Origin of the sequence: Paenibacillus sp. Mc5Re-14, assembly GCF_001049835.1 — a bacterium.
Classification (GTDB): domain Bacteria; phylum Bacillota; class Bacilli; order Paenibacillales; family Paenibacillaceae; genus Paenibacillus; species Paenibacillus polymyxa_C.
The window spans coordinates 4,475,132-4,495,252 of record NZ_CVPD01000001.1; the positions used below are offsets into that span (position 1 = coordinate 4,475,132).

Sequence of the window (20,121 nt, forward strand, 5' to 3'; positions counted from 1 at the left end):
CGGTGTAAGAGTGATCTTGCAGCCGTTCCGTATTTTACTCGAATGCGGATACGAGATGGGGGATGCTCATGGGAGGGTCCGGAAATTTCCCGGATGTACGGATCGTTGTTGACGGGGACGCTTGTCCTGTTAAAAGTGAAATTGCAGAGACAGCTTCCCGTTTTCATATTGACGTTATTATGGTATCTTCGTATGATCATCTCATTCAGGGTAGCAAAGGCGTAAGCGTTGTTAAAGTAGACCGAAGCGACCAGAGTGCCGATCTCTATATTGCCAATCATATCCGTCGCGGAGATATTGTAACAACCAACGATTATGGTCTTGCTGCACTCGCCTTGGCAAAAGGTTGTGAAGTGATGTCTTTTCGCGGAACGATTTATCGAAACGATTCGATAGACTTCATGCTGGACCGACGCCACACTTCTGCCAAAGAACGGAAAAAAGGACGTTATGGAAAAGGTCCTAAACCGTTTACATTAGAGGATCGTGAAGTTTTTCAACATAAACTGACAAAACTTTTACTTTGCTTGCAGGAGAATGAGTAACGGTATCGAATTATATTTACGTGCTAAAGAGATGAAGGTGGTTAATATGAGTGCCGGACAAGGTAACATACCGGACGATATCATCGAGTCAGTTTTACAACATCATGATATTGTAGATACGGTAAGCAAGTACGTGCATTTGACCAAACAGGGGAAATATATGAAAGGCCTCTGTCCTTTTCATTCCGAAAAAACCCCTTCATTCACCGTGACACCGGATCGTCAGATTTTTTACTGCTACGGCTGCGGCGCGGGAGGCAATGCCATCAAGTTTATGATGGAAATCGAAGGACTATCCTTTCCCGAAGCTGTCAGGACAATGGCAGAAGAAAGTCATATTCCGCTCGGCGAATGGCAGGGACGTGATTCATCGCATCAGCATCCTGAGTTGGACAGGCTGTTGCAAGCGTATGAACTAACTTCTAAGATGTACCATTTTTTGCTTAAAAATACGGAGCACGGCAAACCAGCCATGGAATATTTGCGTTCACGGGGATTCAGTGACAAGATCATTGACCAATTCCAAATTGGCTATGCACCCAACCGATGGGATACGATCGTTCAGTTTCTAGAGAAGCGTTCTTTTGATCCTGTCGAGATGGAAAAGGGAGGACTCATTTCTCCCCGACATGAGGGTGATGGATATGTAGATCGATTCAGAGATCGTATCATGTTTCCCATTTGGAATCGAAACGGAAAAGTTATTGCCTTTGCAGGCCGTATACTTGGCGAGGGGCAGCCGAAGTATTTGAACTCGCCGGAGACCAAGCTATTTAACAAAAGCCGAACGCTGTACAATCTCCATCATGCTAAGACCTCAATTCGCAAGCTTCGTCAAAGTGTTCTTTTTGAAGGCTATGGCGATGTCATCTCGGCATGGGAAGCTGGCGTACAAAATGGAGTGGCTGCCATGGGGACTGCTCTAACGGAGCATCATGCTACGATGTTAAAGGGACTGTGCGACGAGGTTATTATTTGTTATGATGGTGACCGGGCAGGACAAGCGGCAGCGCTTAAAAATTTTCCGCTGTTGGAAAATGCGGGACTTCACGTAAAAGTAGCGTTGGTCAGCGATGGTATGGACCCGGATGATTTTATCCGGCAATACGGCGCTGAACGTTTCCAGCGCCAAATTATCGAAAGTGCTGTTTCAACGGTGAAATTTAAGCTTATATATCTGAAAAAAAACCATATACTGCAAGAGGAAGAAGGAAGAATTGCGTATTCCCGCGAAGCATTAAATGTCATTGCACCTCTGTCATCCCCGACTGAGCGGGAAGTGTATCTGCGCGAAGTATCTGCCGAAGTCAAGGTGGATTTTGAAACCTTAAAGCAAGAATGCAATTTACTCCGTCAATCCCTGCAAAAAAAACAGAACTTTGGGGATAATAACGAAAATGGGTGGAATAATGGTAGGCATAAAAAAGGGCAGGTCTCTACGCCCAATCTGTTGCCGGCTTACCATGTGGCTGAACGCAGGCTGCTTCACTGGATGATGCAGGATTTAGAAGCTGCAGAGTATGTAGAAAAGCATCTGGGGGACGCCTTTAATATTGAGGATCATGCAGCAATTGCTGCTTATCTATATGCCTATTACGCGCAAGGGAAGTTACCGGATACAAGCCGTTTTATTTCGTCTTTGCAAGACGACCGACTGGAGAAGAACGTAAGTTCGATCATGATGATGGATGCTCCAGGCGTATGGGCACCGCACATTTTGGATGATTATATTCGTCAAGTGCGAAAATTTCCATTGCAGGAGCAACTGGATTTGAAGAGGGAAGAAATGAGAACCGCTGAGCGCTCAGGTGATTTTTTGCGTGCAGCACAAATTGCAAGCGAGATTATAGCCCTAGAGAGACAATGAACACACAGAGGTCGGATGTTTCTAGGAGGAGGGAGTCGAAAGATGGCGAATGATCAGCATACTGAACTGGAGACGGAATTAACACTGGATCAGGTTAAAGATCAACTGATTGAGTTGGGTAAAAAAAGTTCCTCTCTGAACTACAAAGATATCATGGAAAAACTGTCGCCGTTTGATCAGGACCCCGAGCAAATGGATGAGTTTTATGAGCAGCTGGGTGACTTGGGGATTGAGGTTGTGAATGATAACGACGAAGAAGTTACCAGATTGCGTCAAAATGACGACCCGGAAAACAATGACGGGGATGATTTTAATTTCGATGACGATCTGAGCCTGCCTCCCGGTATTAAAATTAATGACCCGGTCCGGATGTACTTGAAGGAAATTGGTCGTGTACCGCTGCTTTCTGCTGATGATGAGGTGGAGCTTGCCAAACGGATCAATAACGGCGATGAAGAAGCTAAGCGTCGGTTGGCTGAAGCAAACTTGCGTCTGGTTGTAAGTATTGCCAAACGTTATGTTGGTCGCGGCATGCTTTTCCTGGATCTAATTCAAGAAGGTAATATGGGTTTGATTAAGGCAGTAGAAAAATTTGATTACGAAAAAGGCTTTAAATTCAGTACGTACGCAACCTGGTGGATTCGTCAGGCGATTACGCGCGCAATTGCCGATCAGGCGAGAACGATCCGTATTCCAGTGCATATGGTGGAAACGATCAACAAGCTGATTCGCGTATCGCGTCAACTGTTGCAAGAGCTGGGGCGTGAACCTACGCCGGAAGAAGTGGCTGCCGAGATGGAGCTAAGCGTGGAAAAAGTACGGGAAATTATGAAAATTGCCCAAGAACCGGTTTCATTGGAAACACCAATTGGTGAAGAGGATGACTCACATCTAGGGGATTTCATTGAGGATCAGGAAGCATTGGCGCCTGCAGATGCAGCTGCCTATGAGCTTCTGAAGGAACAACTCGAGGATGTACTGGATACGTTGACCGAACGGGAAGAGAATGTTTTGCGTCTCCGTTTTGGTTTGGACGACGGAAGAACCAGAACTCTTGAAGAAGTGGGTAAAGTGTTCGGTGTTACACGTGAACGTATTCGTCAGATTGAGGCCAAAGCGCTGCGTAAGTTGCGCCATCCAAGCCGCAGTAAGCGACTGAAGGATTTCCTCGAATAGAAGCGTAACATTGCGGACCTTCTGCGGCTTGAAGCGCGCAGAAGGTCTTTTTTTATCTCATGGCAGCCTTGGTGGAGGGGAAGAAGCTTGGACCAGGAGAAAAAACGGACAATACTGTTACATGAAATTGAGCATTGGCGGCAAAGTCGGCTGCTCCCTGAGCAATATTGCGATTTTCTGTCCAACCTGTATCGGGAAGATGAAAATCCGGCACAAAGCCAGAATCGTAACAACACCGGGCTGCTTACATATCTTCGACATGGGCATGGGATCGCCTGGCTTCTTGGTTTTGTCATTATTTCCTGCATTTGTTTGATCGGTTTTTATTTTACCGCTTTTCCGTTAGCAATGCAAATATGCTCGGCAAGTGCAGTTACTGCGATTTGCTATGGGATGGCCGCGGTTTGGCGGTCTTCCGAAAAGAGTATGAGTGCAATGTTGAGCACTTTAGGCAGTGCAATTATGCTGGGTTCAGGTGTCTGGATCATTCAGCTTCACCAAGGTGAAGCTAAGGTTTGGTTTTTAGTGCTGGTGGGTCTATGCGGTTTGATATGGTGTCTTGTGGGATTAACTTTGCGCATCAGCTTGCTTCATTACTGTGGTCTTGCTGGGCTGCTTTTAGTGTATGCGGTCCTTATAGGCCGCTATTGGCCTACAGCTACTTTAGCGATGCTTGAGGTATTTTGGATTTTACACGCAGTATTGTTGATTGGGTTAAGCTGGTGGGTACATCGCCGCTTTCCACGTTTCGCGTTGGTTTATTTTGCTATAGGCCTGACCCTAATGTTTATGGCGGAAGCAGACACGATCGTCCTGCGCCATCAAGCAGCAGGGGAAGTGATTTTTTTTAGCATATTGAAGTTGGCTTTTGTTGTAGGAATTTTATTTTGGACTCGAAAAAAATGGATTACGTGGGTGACGTCATGAAACTTTCTCAGCGATTACAATATATTTTGGAACAAATTCCTGCCGGTAGCAGACTGGCTGATATTGGCTCGGATCACGGACTACTCCCTGTGGCTGCAGTGCGCTCCGGCAGAGTATCGCAAGCTGTAGCGGGTGAGGTCAACGATGGACCATTGCGTGCGGCTCAAAAGCAGGTGGCTGAAGCAGGTCTTACAGATCGCATTGCGGTTAGAAAAGGGGACGGCTTGGCTGTAATCAAGGCCAATGAGGTAGATATTATTACGATAGCGGGTATGGGCGGAGCCTTGATCGCTTCTATTTTGGAGCAAGGAAAAGACAAGCTTGTTTCAGTGAAACAGCTTGTTTTACAGCCCAACGTGGGCGAGGATATTTTAAGGCGCTGGCTAATCAAGCATCAATGGGTATTAACAAATGAACATATTATGGAAGAAGATGGTAAAATATATGAAGTGCTGACGGCAGTACCTGCTTCAGAAAGTTCACTGAAACAGGATGACCTGTATCGGCCATGGGAACTTTCTGGTAGTTCGCTGGTACTGACAGAGGATTTGCTGATACAACTTGGACCGTTATTGGTCAAAGCACCAAATGAAATCTTTTTTTCGAAATGGCAATTGGAGATTCGCAAGCTTCAGGATGTGCTGGCACAAGTGGCTCGGTCAGATCAGGAATCTGCGCAGCATAAGCAGGAGCAATTGCGCAAGCAAATTGAACAGCTGGAGGAGGTACTTGCATGTTTGCCAAAGGACAGACAGTAATTAGCTACATGGAGCAATTGGCTCCGAAATACTTGGCAGTTCCAGACGATAGAATTGGGCTTCAACTGGGTAGTCTGCAAAAGGAAATAAAAAGCATTTTAGTAGCCCTGGATGTCAATGATGAGGTTGTTGAAGAAGCGATCCGCATAAAAGCTGATCTCATTATTGCGCATCATGCGATTATATTCCGCCCACTTAAAGCTTTGAACACGGACCAGCCTGCAGGCAGATTGTATGAAAAGCTGATCAAGAATGATATTGCTGTCTACATCAGTCATACGAATCTAGATACGGCTGAGGACGGCATGAATGATTGGATGGCAGAAGCACTGGGGATTCAAAGTGAAGGTACGCTGGAGGATGTTCACACCGAGCAATTATTCAAGCTTGTCGTTTTCGTACCCAAAACACATCATCAACGTGTACTTGATGCCGTACTGAATGCGGGAGCTGGACATATCGGCAACTACAGCCATTGTAGCTTTAACATTGATGGTTATGGAACTTTTGTACCAGGTGAAGGTACACAGCCGTTTTTGGGTGAGCCAGGTAAAATGGAACGTAGTGAAGAGGTTCGTATTGAGACCATTGTACCGCAGGGTGTACGCAATAAAGTTGTCCAAGCGATGCTGAAGGCTCATCCTTATGAAGAGGTGGCTTATGACCTGTACCCTATGGATTTGAAAGGCCGTACCTTTGGTTTGGGACGAGTAGGCAAGCTCAAGGAAGCCCGCACGTTACGGGAGTTTGTAGATGTTGTGAAAAAAGGTCTCAACGTTGAGTATGTACGTGTGGTGGGTGACTTGGACCGTATGATCAAAAAAGCAGCCGTGCTTGGGGGCTCTGGCAGCCGTTATGTGAATAAGTCGCTTTTTAAAGGCGCTGACGTATTAGTGACGGGGGATATCGACTATCACACGGCTCACGATGCCCTGATGGCAGGCATTGCTATTATTGACCCTGGACATAACGCAGAAAAGATTATGAAGCCTAAAACCGCAGATTGGATGCGTAGACGCTTGGCCGAAGATCGATACTCAACGGAAGTATATGTATCTGAAGTGAACACCGAGCCTTTTCAATTTTTGTAAAACCTTCACATCTATGAGAAAATAAAGGAGAACTATTGCATTTTTTCGTAGGGAGAGGTTGTATGCGAAAGTTGATAGCCGATTCTGTGATTCATGCCTATCCAGGGATGGTTGCAGTTGTTACTTCCCGCTATGAGGGAGTAAATAATGTCATGGCCTCAGGCTGGCATACATATATCGGATCATCACCGGGCATGTATGGCATTTCATTGAGGAAGGAAACGTATTCTTACGGACTGATTAAGAAAAGCGGAGGCTTTGGTGTTCAGTTTTTGCCTGCGCACAGATCGGAATGGATTCAGGCTGTAGGTACCTTTAGTGGTAAAGATGTAGATAAATTTCAGCAGTTTGGGATTGCATATGAGGACGGAATTTCAGTGGATGTGCCTATATTGCTGGAAGCGTATCTCGCTTATGAGTGTAAAGTCGTGGATATTCATACCTATGGAGATCATGATTGGATCGTCGGTGAAATACTGCAGACCTACCGGGATGATGAACTATTCCTCGATGAGGACGTTCCTGATTTTAGTAAGCTTTCAATTCCGTTATACGTGGGAAGGTCCGCTTATTACGTGGCAGATAATTCATTACAGAGAAAGGTACATCCTTTTTATTTGAGCAAGTAAAGAGAGAACTCTATAATTTACAATATTTTCAGGGTTGTATCATGCACGTGTTCCCTGTATACTATGTAATGTTGTTCGGAAAGTTTGACAGACAATCGCTGGTGGCATAAGCCACGAGAGGAAAGTCCGGGCTCCATAGGGCAGGATGCTGGATAACGTCCAGTCAGCGCGAGTTGAAGGATAGTGCCACAGAAATGGACCGCCGATGGCCGCTTGCGGCACAGGCAAGGATGGAACCGAGGTGTAAGAGACCCCGAGGAACGCTGGTGACTTCGTTCCTGGTAAACCCCATCTGGAGCAAGACCTAAAGGGACACAGCTTCTTCGCGAAGCAGCCTTAGCCCGAGGCGTGTCTAGGTTGGTCGCTGGAGCTGGATAGCAATGTTCGGCCTAGATAGATGATTGTCGCTTTTAGTGGGAGGGTAGTTCCCGTCTGTACCACGAATAGCACAGAACCCGGCTTACGGAAAACTTTCCCCACTGCAACACCTTAAAATGTATGAATTTATTTTTTGTTAATGACCTGTTTGCATGAGAAAATTTTAATCCAAATGTATTTATTACATTAAAAAGGGTGCTTCATATTCCTGTGGGAATCATGAAGCACCCTTTTTAATTTGCAGCCGGATTACGCAGTCCGCTATATCTATGGAATGAAGCCCCCAACATAGTCAATGGGGGCTTTATTGTATTTACACTCTCCTGACGCAAAAACGTGCAAGGACGAGGCATGTAGTCAGCGTAGCGTGCATTTGAAGCTGGAGATTAACGTACGCTTTTTACCACATTTTTCTCCATATACAGCTTCAGTGCCCGATCCAATCGGTCAACTGCTTTTGGAAGCAAGGCAGGATCGGTATGCGTGAAGTTGATTCGCATATGGTTACTGCCGCTTAAGTCAGCATAGAAGACTTGTCCAGGGACAAATGCGACCCCTTCCTGAATCGCGAGTTGCAGCAACTGATCAGAACGGAAGCCTTCAGGTAAGGTAACCCACATAAACATGCCACCAAGTGCATCATTCCAAGTGATTCCTTCCCATTGACGTTCTCTCATTAACGATGTAAGACGCAACATCCGAGTGTGATACTCAGCGGACACCGTACGTATATGTCCCTCCAAATCAAAGAAGTCCAACAGCTCATTCAAAGCACGCTGGTCAATACTGCTGGAGTGCAGATCGGCAGATTGTTTGGCATTTGCGGTCTTAACGACGATGGCTTGATCGGCTACCAACCATCCAGAGCGAACACCTGGAGCGACAGTTTTAGAGAATGTAGAAGTGTACATTACATGACCATCGCCACCTAGCTGTTGATCAATAGAAAATAGGGATGGGAAGTTAAGGTTTTCATCAAATTTGAGCCGTCCGTAAGGATCGTCTTCGAAAATCAAAGTTCCGTATTTACGGCATAGCTCAACAACGCCTGTTCTGCGTTCCATACTCCATACACTTCCTGCTGGGTTGGAGAAGGTAGGGATGACATACACGAATTTTGGCTGATGCTGTTTGATCTTGGCCTCAAGATCATCTAATTGCATACCGTTAGCGTCTGTATTTACACTTACAATGTTAGCGCCATAGGAATTGAATACCTGAAGAGCTGCCAAATAAGTAGGGGACTCCACCAATACTGTATCCTGCGGATCAAGCAACACACGTGAAACTAGATCAATGGTCTGCTGCGAGCCTGTTGTCATGAGGATGTTATCTCTGGTGACGGAGATGCCTTGGGATGACATGATTGCTGCCAGACGTTCCCGTAGAGGAATGTATCCCTCGGTTAGGCCGTATTGAAGTGCGGTAGTACCGCCGAGGCGGAATACCCGCTCATAGGCTTTAGCAACCGCTTCGACGGGAAAGAAGGCATCGGCCGGAAGGCCACCTGCGAGAGATAAAACATCTGTTCCCTGTGTCAGCTTCAAAATGTCCCTTACCATGGACGAGCCCTGAGTACGAGCCATACCCGAAAATTTGTATTCCAATCCAATCATCTCCTGTGTTCTATACTGTGCTAAGAAATTTGTTGTATTATATCGATAATGAAGTATAACAGTAAACGTCTAAATGTAACAGTTGATTTTTGGAGGGAAGGGTTCCGATGCATATTGATCTCAGCCGCAACAGCAGTGTCAAGTTATATTTACAGATTACCAAAACATTAGCGGATCGCATTCAGTCAGGGCTACTACCTCAGGGTACCAAGCTTCCCTCTATCCGTCATCTGTCCAGTCTGCTTGCGGTGAGCCCTGTAACTGTAAGCAAGGCGTATGCCGAGCTGGAGTCCATGAATCTGGTTACGTGTACACAGGGAAAAGGTTGCTATGTGGCGGAAGCTTCAGTACCGATTTATCATGAGGGGACGCAGGATTTGTCTTGGCAGATGTCGTTGATCGATTATTTGCCGCGTGCACAGTTATGGAGAAACTTTAACCATAGCCGAAAGGCTACCTATTCTTTTCATATAGCGGCAATACAGCCGGAGCTTCTTCCCACGCGCGAAATCATCGCAGATACTCACCGTTTATCCTCTGAAAATTCCGATGTAATGGCTGCATATGGAACTTTTGAAGGTGATTTAGAACTAAGAGAAGTGTTCGCAGACCACTTGAGTGAACGCGGTATACCTATAGTGGCAGAGCAACTGCTTGTGACCAGCGGAGCTCAACAGGGGATTGACCTGGTGGCGCGTACGTTTGTTGGCCCGGGAGATGTGGTCTACATGGAAGCTCCTACCTATACTGGGGCCATTGATGTGTTCACTAGTCGTGGTGCCAAAGTAATTATGATTCCGATGGACGAGGAGGGTATGCGGATTGATATTTTGACACGTCTCTGTGATACCCATCCCCCAAAATTGATCTATACCATACCTACCTTTCATAATCCTACCGGCGTAACTTTGACGATGGCCAGACGCACGCAATTACTGGATCTGGCTCAAAGTTATCACTGTCTCATTGTTGAGGATGATCCATTTTCCGATCTGTATTACAAAACTAAACCCCCACTCTCTATCAAGGCGCATGATCAGTCAGGGCATGTTGTCTATATCAAAAGTTTCAGCAAAACCGTTGCTCCTGGTTGCCGCATAGCTTGTGTAGCGGCAACTGGGAGTGTAATGGATCGTTTGGTGGCTGCCAAGTCAACTACGGATTTAGGAAGTCCTCTATTAACGCAAAAAACACTGCTACCTTTTCTCAGGAATCGACTTGACCAGCATTTTGTTTCATTGCGAGAACAAATTCGGGATCGTCTAACTGTCGCATTGAATACACTCCAGCGCTATGCTCCGCCAGAAGTTACCTGGTATGCTCCTGAAGGTGGTCTCAATGTATGGATTAAACTTCCCTCTATGGTGGATATTCCAGAATTGGAGCGGGTAGCTGACCGTGAAGGCATTTCCTTTTTGCCTGGTGCGGTGTGCTATGCAGGCGGTATGGATAGTAATCATATCCGTATTTCTTTTTCGTATACGGACAAGGAAACACTTAAATCAGGTCTGCGCAAGCTATGTAATTTGTTGGGCGATATTCTTGATCATTCGGTCATTGTGGAACGAAAGCCTATTTTATAAGGGATAATTGTATTAGGGGTTAAACATCCAAGCACAGCATATGCCTCCTTAATATGCTGTACTAATTCACCGAAAGGAGTTGCACATTATGAGTCATTGTCATTACGACCCGATCGTGTGCCCGCCGATCCAATTTGTAAATCATCAATTTTACCCACAGGTGGTACCTGTTGTTCATCCGATTGAGATCATCAATCAGGCGCATGTTATACCTGTGCCCCACCACGTATTTCCGGTGGTTGTCAAGGATCCTGGTGACCCATGCTGTCATACACGCAGTCATGGAAAGCGACCTGTCCGTACCAGTTCTAAGCGTTAAGAAAGCCTAAAAAAGCAGCCATGGAGCAACATGGCTGCTTTTTCCAAAAGGGGTATCCTAGGCTTCCAGTTTCTTTAATATGGATTTCAACTTGTCACTGAAATGCTGTGGATAGAATTGCAGGGGAACATAGGGACGCTGTGCTGCTTTCAATGCTTTATACACGTCGATTTGACCATACCCAAAATATTTGTCATGCCCTGGTGTGCCCAAATCAATTACGCTGTCTCTCATTAAATCCATTACCTCTTTATTGGTTAGATCAGGGTTAACGGATCGAATCAGGGCAGCTAACGCTGATACATGTGGACTGGCCATTGAAGTACCCGATAGTGCAGCATATTGATTCCCAGGATACGTACTGGCAATACTGGCACCTGGAGCCATGACGTCCACATAATCGCCGTAGTTAGAAAAGGATGCGCGGTGCATAGAAGAGTCTGTAGCGGAAACGGCAAATACTTCAGGGTACGCTGCTGGATAACCGGGTCGCTCTGTATTATCATTGCCTGTGGCTGCAACTAATACAACATCTTTGTCATAGGCATATTTGATCGCATCATGTAAAAATGAAGCTTGTGCATAGTTGCCCAGACTCAAATTGATGACCTTGGCCCCGTGATCAGCTGCCCATATAATACCTTCTGCAACCGAGTAAGTTGTACCGGAGCCAGATTGGTCAAGTACCTTGATCGGCATGATCTTGTTGTACCACGTCATACCGGCGACTCCCTCACCATTATTTACGAGCGCAGAAATGATGCCCGCGACATGCGTTCCGTGACCGACGTCATCATAAGGCTTTTCAGACGGGTTTACCACGTTATGCCCAGAAAGAATTTGACCTTTTAGATCAGGGTGGTCCAAATCCACTCCTGTATCTACAACCGCGACAATTACATCTTTGCTGCCTTTGCTTAGTTTCCAGCCTCTGTTGGTTTCGGTAGCAGGCAGGTTCCATTGATAGCGAGAAAAGAGCAGATCATTAGGAATAGAGCTGTCGGCATTGATAGGTGCTTTCTCATTGGTCAGATACATATAGTGAGGCTCAGCATAAAGCGGGTTCCACTTTTGTGAAAAGTATTGCTTTAGCTCTTTAAAGTTCATTTTATCCGAATGAAATACATAAGTATAACCAAGCTTACGGCCTGGTTCACAGTGCAAATCTGCTGCAATTTCCTTCAATTGTCGTGAATCAGGATTGTGACGGAAGCGAACGACAATTTCGTTTTCAAAATAATGGCTTGCATTTTCGTTGTCGTGACCCGTTTTGACCGTGATATCGTGCAATGTGTCGGGATGTACGGATTCGATTTTGTAGCTACCTTCTTTTGGATAGGGAATTAAACGCAAATTTTTGCGCTGATGCTTCTCCACGTCACGCAATACTTGCTGACTGACCAGGGCAGCAACGCCGCATGTTCCATCAGCCGATGGTTCAGCCATGATGAAATATTTACCGCCCTCAACTTGAAAAGCAGCCGATTCATAGGATTTATTTTGCATGACGGAACGACGAGCCGCAGCCAAGCTGCTTTGAATTTGAGGGTGGTTCAGCAGACTTGTCTGTGCTTTGTTGCCTGTGTAGGTGTTAGTCTTTCCGTCCCTAATGTGAATCCACTGGAGCGTATGAAGATGACTGTGTGATTGCTGCAATGTGTGGGTGAACTGTCTTTTCTGATTGGCAGTTTTACCATTCAGCTCCCGCATTACGTATTGAATATCTTGTCTTGCGTCCATCCGTGTGAGGGTATCCGTAGCGGATAGGTCCAAAGCCAACATTCCTTTTTTAAGCTGCTTCTCCTGCTGTGGTACCATCTTGGTCGTATATTCGGGCTGTGGTGTTTGGCGGTGATCGCGTGAAGGTAGCATCAGTGTGATCAGAAGCACCCCGGCAGCTGCTCCGAGCAGGGGTTTTAACCATTTTGGCCGAGACATGAAACCGTCCTCCTTGAGTATTCATAAATTTATGGTTTAGCGTGAGGAGATTGGCATGTTTTTATACCTTTCAATGCTTATTTGTGGTAGGATAAATACTGAAAATTACAGCTCTTTCGGTTAGAAGGGACTATTTTCGGGTAACCAAATTGATGAACAAGCAACAAATAAGGGGGAGCTGCCTTGATGTCAGCAGTCAACGTACAAAAATTATGTGAGTCGGCGCAGGAAAGACTGAAAACTGCCGTGAAACGTGTGGAAACATTCCTCAATGAGCATGCTCTGCCGCAACTGGCTGTGGATGGTAATGAGGAGTCCGTACTTTTTTACAAAGGTTTTTTGTCGGATCTCCGCCATGTCCTTGTTTTTTCCGAAGTATCCTATGAAAAGCTGGGTGTGGCTTTGCGCCGTGCCAACTTTGACGTCGATTTTGCGGAAAAGGCATTGTATAACGTATACCATGACTGCGTGAACAGCTTTTTTTATCCCAAAAATGAATCTTACGCAGAGGACGGACGCTATGCTTATACGGGACAAGATGCTATCCGCTTCCGTAAAACGCCAGTGCCAGCCGCCCGCGAAGTGATCATGGACATTACGAAAAACTTTGAAGAATTGCGTGATGATCTGACTTATTATGAAAGTGATTATTTGACACAGCGCCGGATGCAGACTCGTCGTACTCATGCCTAAAGCATTCAATCCAAGAAATTCATTTCTAATCAAAAACTAAAACAAGACAAGCAAGCCGCTTTCACTTGTTCCTGCCAGTTTGGAGGAGGCGAGGGGAAGCGGCTTTTTTCGTATGTCACCAACTGCCATATGCCATGAACGCATAGGTGCAGGGGAGCGGGGGGACAATGAATCCGAGGTGATGATCATGAGCCAAGAGGCCAAGCCAATCGTAAAGTGCAGCGTAGCCAATTGCCATTATTGGGGAGAAAACAACTTTTGCAAGGCAGATTTGATCATGATTGAAGTAGACGGTCATGCCGGAAAAAAATTCAAAGAAGAGTATGCGGGGGAAAGCTTTAGTTCAGATGAACGTGATAAGGCTGCAACGTCTGCTGCAACCTGTTGCCACACCTTTAAGCCGAAGTCTCTGTAAATGTATAACGCGATTCATTTCCATTTGGAGGTGCAGTTATTATGGAAGATCATGAAAACGATAAGCATAAGAATGAAGAGCATGTTAGCCGTGAACGTGTAGATTATCCTCGTCATGTTCAGGAACGCTCTGCCAAGCGCCGCCATCATCGTGAGGAATATGCAGCAGAGGTTGCTCCTGGCTCGCCAGTTGTGACCAGACATGAGAACAACGGTAAAGAGCAGGTTATTAACAATAGTGGTCGTATTTCCGGCTATATTGGGCTGGCTGCAGGTATCGCATCATTGTTTATGTGGTCTATTGTGCTGGGACCCATTGCAGCAGTTTTAGGATTTTTTGCTTATGTAAATGGCAGTAAAACAACCGGTATTTGGTCGATTGGTCTTGGCGCACTAGCAACATTGAGTTATTTTGCTTTTATCCCATTTGTGCGCTAACCCTGTTGGTTAAAGGTTCCGGTATCTTAGCTCCGCTGTCTTTTCGACAGAAACGGAGCTTTTTTTCATTAAAAAGTATGGAAGTACATAGTAAAAAGTTGTATCATAGCAATAACGACAAGCTATTTGGGATATAACAACTATAGAAAGTTGGGAACACCACATGCAAATTGATCCGCGCGTGTCCAAATCCATGTTAGACATGCAGCTGTTAAATAATATGAGTGCTACGACCCAGACGGGTACAGAGGATGCTTTTTCTGGATTGCTGGAACAAGTAGGTCAGCTGGAAACAGATAATGCTGTCACTCGAGAAAATTCAGGCGATGTTACCAGAGATGAAAACGGTTTGCTCTGGCTTCAACTGGGACCATCGAGAGGAACGACTTCGTCATTGGCAGTCTATCCTGCTTCTTCCAATACGGCAACGGATGGACCTACAAAAGCTACAGCGTATGATAGTTTGATTAATGAGGCAAGTCAGAAATACGGCGTCCCGGTAGCTTTGATTAAAGCAGTTATTGATACGGAATCTTCATTTAATCCATCGGTTACTTCTTCGGCTGGAGCCAAAGGACTTATGCAGTTGATGGACGCTACAGCTCAAGGTTTGGGAGTTAGTGACCCCTATGATCCTGCACAAAATATTGATGCTGGCGTACGCTATTTGTCTTACCAGATTAAACGTTTTAACGGACAGGAAAATATGGCGCTGGCTGCGTACAATGCAGGTCCCGGACGGGTACAGCGGCTTGGCGTAAGTAGTGATGAGCAGTTGATGTCTGTACTGGACAAGCTTCCGGTAGAAACGCAAAGATATATTTCCAAAATTCAGAATGCACGTGAAAAATATACCATCTAAGCCCTATAGCTTATAGCATAAAAGTGCGTAATTTCAATTCGATTAGGTCCGCAGACAGGATCAATATGGGGAAAGGGTGTCGCTGTAATGAAGCGGCCTTTCCCTGTTTTGGTCTTTTTTTGTTGTGGCAGTTGTGGGGCAGAAAGGAGAGTTTGATGAAATATTTTGATTATGCCGCGACAACTCCGCCTTTTGCAGAGGTGATTACAACCGTTGCCGAGGTAATGAGACGCCATTATGGCAATCCGTCTTCCATGCATCGGTATGGAGAGGATGCGGATAAGTTGATCAAGCGCTCGCGCGAAGTATGCGCTGCAGCTTTGGGAGTATCTCCTACGGAGATTGTCTTTACATCCGGGGCAACGGAAAGCAACAATCTTGCCGTTAAGGGAGCGGCTTTGCACTATCAGACCAGAGGCAAGCATATCGTGACTGTGTCGACAGAGCACCCGTCTGTGTACGAAGCTTGCAAACAGCTGACAAATTTGGGTTTTGAAGTTACTTTTTTACCTGTGGATGAGGAAGGTCATGTGAGTGCCGAACAGGTTTGCGCAGCTGTTCGTAAAGATACGATTTTAGTCAGTATCATGCATGTCAATAATGAGACGGGAAGGGTGCAACCGTTGCAAGATATCGGAGCTACACTGAAGAAGCGCTTCCCCCGTGTCCTATTTCATGTTGACGGTGTACAGGGGTTTGGAAAGTTGCTGGTTGATATCCGGGGCTGGCAGGCTGATCTGTACAGCCTTTCGGCGCATAAGCTGCGTGGACCCAAAGGTGCTGGATTGCTATTCGTCCGGGAAGGCGTAGAGCTTTTCCCATTGCTTAGTGGTGGCTCTCAGGAGCAAGGGGTTCGTGCGGGTACCGAAAATGTACCACTGCTTGTCGGTATGTCCAAGGCTGTACGGCTGGCGGGCGAACGACAAGCAGAGACTGCACGGCGCATGATCGAGTGGAGAGAACGGGTGGCCGAAGAAGTGAAAACAATCCCACAACTGCGGCTGAACAGTGGGAAAGAAGCGCCGCATATTGTCCACTTTTCGTATCCGGGCATGAAGGCCGAGGTACTGCTGCATACGCTGGAGCAATTGGGTGTGGCAGTGTCCACCAAATCGGCTTGCTCTTCAAAATTAGCCGAGCCTAGCCGGGTACTGTTGGCGATGGGCCGCAATGAGGCAGAAGCAGCCGGCGGCATACGTATCAGCTTTGGTGATGAACATACGGAACAGGATATCGACGAGCTCATACTTGCGCTTCGACAGGCTGTAGCCAAGCTGGAATCCCTTGAAAGGTGGAAACGTTAAAATGCACTATGATATGCTTTTACTTCGCTTCGGCGAATTTACATTAAAAGGGAAGAATCGGGCTCGTTTTGAGAAGGCTGTACTGAAACACGTAAAGCTGCTGCTTAAGCCTTTTCCAGGTGCTTCGTTGCGCAAGGAATTTGGACGGATTTATGTAGTTCTCGGAGGAGAGCCTTATGAACAGATCATTCAAGTGTTGCAAAAGGTGTTTGGCATCACGACGATTAGTCCTGTCAAAATGGCTCCTGTTGAGCTGGATGCTATCATTGAGACGGCTGTAGCTTTAATGCATGAGCTGAACGTAGACGAGGGAACGACATTCAAGGTAAATGCCCGCAGGGTATGGAAGGAATTCCCCCATTCTTCACAAGAGTTGAATCATTTAATTGGTTCTCCTATTTTGCGGACGTTTCAGGCATTGAAGGTCGACGTGCGTCAACCTGATATTGAGCTACGTGTGGAGGTAAGAGAGCAGGCGGCATATATTTTTAGTGATGTTATTATGGCTGTAGGGGGCTTTCCGTTAGGAACCAACGGCAAAGCTATGCTGCTGCTGTCCGGTGGAATTGACAGTCCGGTAGCAGGATGGTCATCCATGCGTAGAGGCTTGGAAATCGAATGTGTACATTTTTATAGCTATCCGTTTACAAGTGAGCGTGCGAAAGAAAAGGTTATTGATTTGGCAAAAGTATTAGCAGGCTATGCAGGCCGAATCAAAATCCACCTCGTACCGTTTACAGAGGTGCAGACGGCCTTTACACGCACTGGGCAGGATAATTTAATTATTACGCTAATGAGACGGTCTATGCTGCGAATTGCAACGATGCTGGCAGAGCGTGAAGGAGCATTGGCACTCGTGACGGGCGACAGTCTGGGCCAAGTTGCTAGTCAAACGCTATCCAGCATGAATGTGATTGGTCGTTCGACGGAACTCCCCTTGCTGCGACCTCTCGTCATGATGGATAAGCAGGAGATTACAGAAATCGCTAAGCAAATTGGCACCTACGATTTATCCATTCTCCCATATGAGGATTGTTGTACATTGTTTGTTCCTAAATCTCCCACCACCAATCCGAATTTGTGGGTAGTTCAGAAGATTGAAGCCTCTATTCGGGATTTAAATGCTTTGATCGATCAGGCTGTAGCTACAACGGAAACGGTTGTCCTTGAGGCAGGTGGAGCTGTAGAGGGGCGTAAAGAGGAAGTTATACAGGAAGATTGGTTTTAATAAAAAGGCAGACCCGCAACAATATTGGGGTCTGCCTTTTTATTTGGGTGGGGTCTTTTTTGAAACCTCTTTTAGACGGCTTTTTCTCGACGGGATACTGCTCTGCGATTTTGAAGATATCCTGTGAGCAAAATGCCAGCCATAACGGTGGCAATAAACAAGATACGCAGCGCCGGATGCTCCGTAAAGTATGGTGCCAGCTTACGTTCTTCAGTGATCATATTAGAGGCCGTATAACCAAGCACCGCCGATCCTAAATAGATAATCCAGGGGAATTTATTGATCAGCTTGATAAAAAGAGTGCTTCCCCATACAACGATCGGCACACTGATTAACAGGCCCAGCACTACAAGTAGCAAATGCTGCTGGGCCGCGCCAGCAACAGCAATAACGTTGTCCAGACCCATTGCTGCATCGGCGACAATAATGGTGCGGATAGCCCCCCATAGAGTTGTTCCTGCTTTAACTTCGGCATGATCCTCTTGGTCCACGAGCAACTTATACGCGATCCAGACTAGCATCACACCCCCGATGAGTAACAACCACGGTACTTGAAGTAACCAGAGGACCACAATAGTGGCTGCTATGCGGATGAGCAGGGCACCCCCGGTGCCGTATAGTATCGCTTTTTTTTGCGTTGCAGGAGACAGCTTTCTGGCGGCAAGCCCAATTACAATCGCATTATCTCCTGCGAGCAGAAGGTCAATAAATATCACATTAAGAAGTAGCCAAAAGAACTGAAGTACGGACATGTCAATCGTTCTCATCTCCCTGATTAAACATCCTCAAAACATTGCATGTTGTTTATGTTAATACCCGTTTTTCGGAAATACGATTCATTATATTGCTGTTTGTTATTGAATTCAAGGTTTATACTCAATCAAATTGCCATTAGTTATTACTAAATTATGACTTATTCGAAAAGCTTGCAAGCATAGCCTCGTCCAATTTCGCATACATGTAGGATGGGGGTGTTTGTACATATGGAGCATGTCATTTTGCTATTGAAAATATTAATGATTAATTTGGTGCTAAGCGGTGATAATGCAGTTGTTATAGCCATGGCGAGCAAAAACTTGCCTGCAAGGCAGCGAAGTCAAGCGATATGGTGGGGGGCAGTCGGTGCGGTCCTGCTGCGCTGTGTGTTGACTTTTGTAGCTGTCATTTTGCTGGGCATACCCTTTATTCAGGCGGCGGGCGGTTTACTTCTGTTATGGATTGCATTTAAGCTGCTGTATGAGAATGATGATCATGTAGGAGTAAGAGCGGAAACAACCATATGGAAGGCAATACAAGTGATACTATTAGCAGACTTTGTGATGAGTCTAGATAACGTATTAGCTATTGCAGCTCTAGCCAATGGGGACATTGCTATTATAGTCATTGGTATTGCAATTAGTATTCCGATTGTCGTCTGGGGCAGCAACGTGATAGCAATCTGGCTTCATCGGTTCCCGATCCTTGTTCTGCTGGGATCTGCTATCCTGGCCTTTACGGCGGGAGAAATGCTACTGCGTGATCCCAAATTGGGCATATGGTTAGCAGACTTGGGTGAGGTTATACATGCATGGTTACCGGTCTTGTTGGCAGCAGCAGTTGTCATTGCAGGAATATATCGGCAACTACGGCCCCGTCATATTTGAACGTAGTTTTTTTGGAAAACATCGGCTAAACTAGACATAGGGTTTTGCAGATGCCGGGGATTCAGCTCGGTTTTTGTAAAAATTCTATATTCATAAAAGTGCACTTAGAAACAACTACATTTAATGACTCAAAAACAAATCCAGCAAACAAAGGAGACCACGATGAATTCCGGAAAAGAGCGTATGATCGGAGTAGGCATTGTTGCCGTAGGACTGATTATTTTGTTGGGGAAATTGGGGATGTTCTCCTTCTTGGGACGCAACCTTTGGCCCTTGCTGATTTTAATACCTGGAATCGTGCTACATGCAATGTATATGATGCGTAAAGTATCACCCTTTATGTTGCTGCCGGCAGGGATTTTGTCGGTATATGGCTTCCTCTTTTTTCTCTGCAATACTTGGGGATGGCATTTAATGGGCTACTTATGGCCTTTGTTTCTTCTAGGTGTGGCGATTGGATTATGGGAGTATGCCATTAATGATATTTCGCTTTCTCGTAATGTATATACAGGGAGCGTACTATTAGGCTTGATATCGGTGCTATTATTGATTATTACCTTGCTAAGTACAGGTATCATGTATATTATTGCCGTTTTACTGATCGGAGCTGGAATCTGGTTGGTCATAAACAACCGTAGCAAACGCAACTGGTAAACCGACAAGCTGTGCAAATTTCATGGCGGTAAATTACGGAACGGGCAATAATGTCTTG

At 45.9% G+C, this 20,121-nt stretch carries 20 protein-coding genes and 1 other RNA gene; 18 read left to right on the forward strand and 3 right to left on the reverse strand.

Going from position 1 to position 20,121, the window contains the following annotated elements; all coding sequences use genetic code 11:
- Positions 1–68 precede the first annotated feature (68 nt).
- The 8 genes from BN1546_RS20505 to rnpB all read left to right on the forward strand — a co-directional run bounded on the left by BN1546_RS20505 (position 69) and on the right by rnpB (position 7,471).
- Positions 69–545 (forward strand): YaiI/YqxD family protein, encoded by a 477-nt coding sequence (locus tag BN1546_RS20505; protein ID WP_090738727.1) that lies wholly within the window; start codon positions 69–71, stop codon positions 543–545.
- Entirely contained in the window at positions 538–2,412 is a 1,875-nt protein-coding gene (dnaG, locus tag BN1546_RS20510) for a DNA primase (RefSeq protein ID WP_016324556.1), read from the forward strand. The genes BN1546_RS20505 and dnaG overlap by 8 nt, the downstream gene beginning before the upstream one ends.
- A gap of 42 nt (positions 2,413–2,454) precedes the next feature.
- Entirely contained in the window at positions 2,455–3,588 is a 1,134-nt protein-coding gene (rpoD, locus tag BN1546_RS20515; RefSeq protein ID WP_007431230.1) for an RNA polymerase sigma factor RpoD, read from the forward strand.
- Positions 3,589–3,675: 87 nt separating this feature from the next.
- Positions 3,676–4,515 (forward strand): hypothetical protein, encoded by an 840-nt coding sequence (locus tag BN1546_RS20520; protein WP_090738728.1) that lies wholly within the window; start codon positions 3,676–3,678, stop codon positions 4,513–4,515.
- Positions 4,512–5,273: a tRNA (adenine(22)-N(1))-methyltransferase gene (locus BN1546_RS20525; RefSeq protein WP_090738729.1), complete on the forward strand. Its 762-nt coding sequence runs from the start codon at positions 4,512–4,514 to the stop codon at positions 5,271–5,273. The genes BN1546_RS20520 and BN1546_RS20525 overlap by 4 nt, the downstream gene beginning before the upstream one ends.
- Positions 5,249–6,364, forward strand: a complete 1,116-nt coding sequence (locus BN1546_RS20530; protein WP_090738730.1) for a Nif3-like dinuclear metal center hexameric protein — start codon at positions 5,249–5,251, stop codon at positions 6,362–6,364. The genes BN1546_RS20525 and BN1546_RS20530 overlap by 25 nt, the downstream gene beginning before the upstream one ends.
- A gap of 62 nt (positions 6,365–6,426) precedes the next feature.
- Complete coding sequence (locus BN1546_RS20535; protein WP_058711716.1) at positions 6,427–6,993, forward strand: flavin reductase family protein; 567 nt, start codon at positions 6,427–6,429, stop codon at positions 6,991–6,993.
- 79 nt (positions 6,994–7,072) lie between these two features.
- Positions 7,073–7,471, forward strand: an RNA gene (rnpB, locus tag BN1546_RS20540) — RNase P RNA component class A.
- 286 nt (positions 7,472–7,757) lie between these two features.
- On the opposite strand, the gene BN1546_RS20545 is transcribed toward rnpB, so the two are convergent.
- Positions 7,758–8,978 (reverse strand): aminotransferase-like domain-containing protein, encoded by a 1,221-nt coding sequence (locus BN1546_RS20545; protein WP_013372127.1) that lies wholly within the window; start codon positions 8,976–8,978, stop codon positions 7,758–7,760.
- Between the two features lie 116 nt (positions 8,979–9,094).
- Here BN1546_RS20545 and BN1546_RS20550 point away from each other — a divergent pair, with 116 nt between their 5' ends.
- Both BN1546_RS20550 and BN1546_RS20555 read left to right on the forward strand, forming a co-directional pair.
- Complete coding sequence (locus BN1546_RS20550; RefSeq protein WP_090738731.1) at positions 9,095–10,570, forward strand: MocR-like pyridoxine biosynthesis transcription factor PdxR; 1,476 nt, start codon at positions 9,095–9,097, stop codon at positions 10,568–10,570.
- Between the two features lie 88 nt (positions 10,571–10,658).
- Entirely contained in the window at positions 10,659–10,889 is a 231-nt protein-coding gene (locus BN1546_RS20555) for a hypothetical protein (protein ID WP_090738732.1), read from the forward strand.
- 57 nt (positions 10,890–10,946) lie between these two features.
- Here BN1546_RS20555 and BN1546_RS20560 read toward each other — a convergent pair whose 3' ends face one another.
- A complete protein-coding gene (locus BN1546_RS20560; protein ID WP_090738733.1) occupies positions 10,947–12,827 on the reverse strand; it encodes a S8 family peptidase in 1,881 nt (626 codons plus the stop codon).
- A 186-nt stretch (positions 12,828–13,013) separates the two neighbouring features.
- On the opposite strand from BN1546_RS20560, the gene BN1546_RS20565 reads away from it, so the two are divergent.
- The 6 genes from BN1546_RS20565 to thiI all read left to right on the forward strand — a co-directional run bounded on the left by BN1546_RS20565 (position 13,014) and on the right by thiI (position 17,766).
- The gene (locus tag BN1546_RS20565; protein WP_016821571.1) at positions 13,014–13,520 is read left to right on the forward strand and encodes a YpuI family protein; all 507 of its coding nucleotides are present in this window, start codon (positions 13,014–13,016) and stop codon (positions 13,518–13,520) included.
- A gap of 187 nt (positions 13,521–13,707) precedes the next feature.
- Positions 13,708–13,935: a DUF1540 domain-containing protein gene (locus tag BN1546_RS20570; RefSeq protein ID WP_013372120.1), complete on the forward strand. Its 228-nt coding sequence runs from the start codon at positions 13,708–13,710 to the stop codon at positions 13,933–13,935.
- 41 nt (positions 13,936–13,976) lie between these two features.
- Positions 13,977–14,372 carry a hypothetical protein gene (locus tag BN1546_RS20575; protein WP_013372119.1) on the forward strand — a complete coding sequence of 132 codons (396 nt, stop codon included), beginning with the start codon at positions 13,977–13,979 and terminating at the stop codon, positions 14,370–14,372.
- Between the two features lie 163 nt (positions 14,373–14,535).
- On the forward strand, positions 14,536–15,234 hold the full coding sequence (locus BN1546_RS20580) for a lytic transglycosylase domain-containing protein (RefSeq protein ID WP_090738734.1): 699 nt from the start codon (positions 14,536–14,538) through the stop codon (positions 15,232–15,234).
- Between the two features lie 155 nt (positions 15,235–15,389).
- The gene (locus BN1546_RS20585; protein ID WP_090738735.1) at positions 15,390–16,538 is read left to right on the forward strand and encodes a cysteine desulfurase family protein; all 1,149 of its coding nucleotides are present in this window, start codon (positions 15,390–15,392) and stop codon (positions 16,536–16,538) included.
- 1 nt (position 16,539) lies between these two features.
- Entirely contained in the window at positions 16,540–17,766 is a 1,227-nt protein-coding gene (gene thiI, locus BN1546_RS20590; RefSeq protein WP_013372116.1) for a tRNA uracil 4-sulfurtransferase ThiI, read from the forward strand.
- Between the two features lie 71 nt (positions 17,767–17,837).
- On the opposite strand, the gene BN1546_RS20595 is transcribed toward thiI, so the two are convergent.
- Entirely contained in the window at positions 17,838–18,533 is a 696-nt protein-coding gene (locus BN1546_RS20595; RefSeq protein WP_090738736.1) for a TerC family protein, read from the reverse strand.
- A 216-nt stretch (positions 18,534–18,749) separates the two neighbouring features.
- On the opposite strand from BN1546_RS20595, the gene BN1546_RS20600 reads away from it, so the two are divergent.
- Entirely contained in the window at positions 18,750–19,409 is a 660-nt protein-coding gene (locus tag BN1546_RS20600) for a TerC family protein (protein WP_016324552.1), read from the forward strand.
- Positions 19,410–19,571: 162 nt separating this feature from the next.
- Positions 19,572–20,063: a hypothetical protein gene (locus tag BN1546_RS20605; protein ID WP_013372112.1), complete on the forward strand. Its 492-nt coding sequence runs from the start codon at positions 19,572–19,574 to the stop codon at positions 20,061–20,063.
- Positions 20,064–20,121 lie beyond the last annotated feature (58 nt).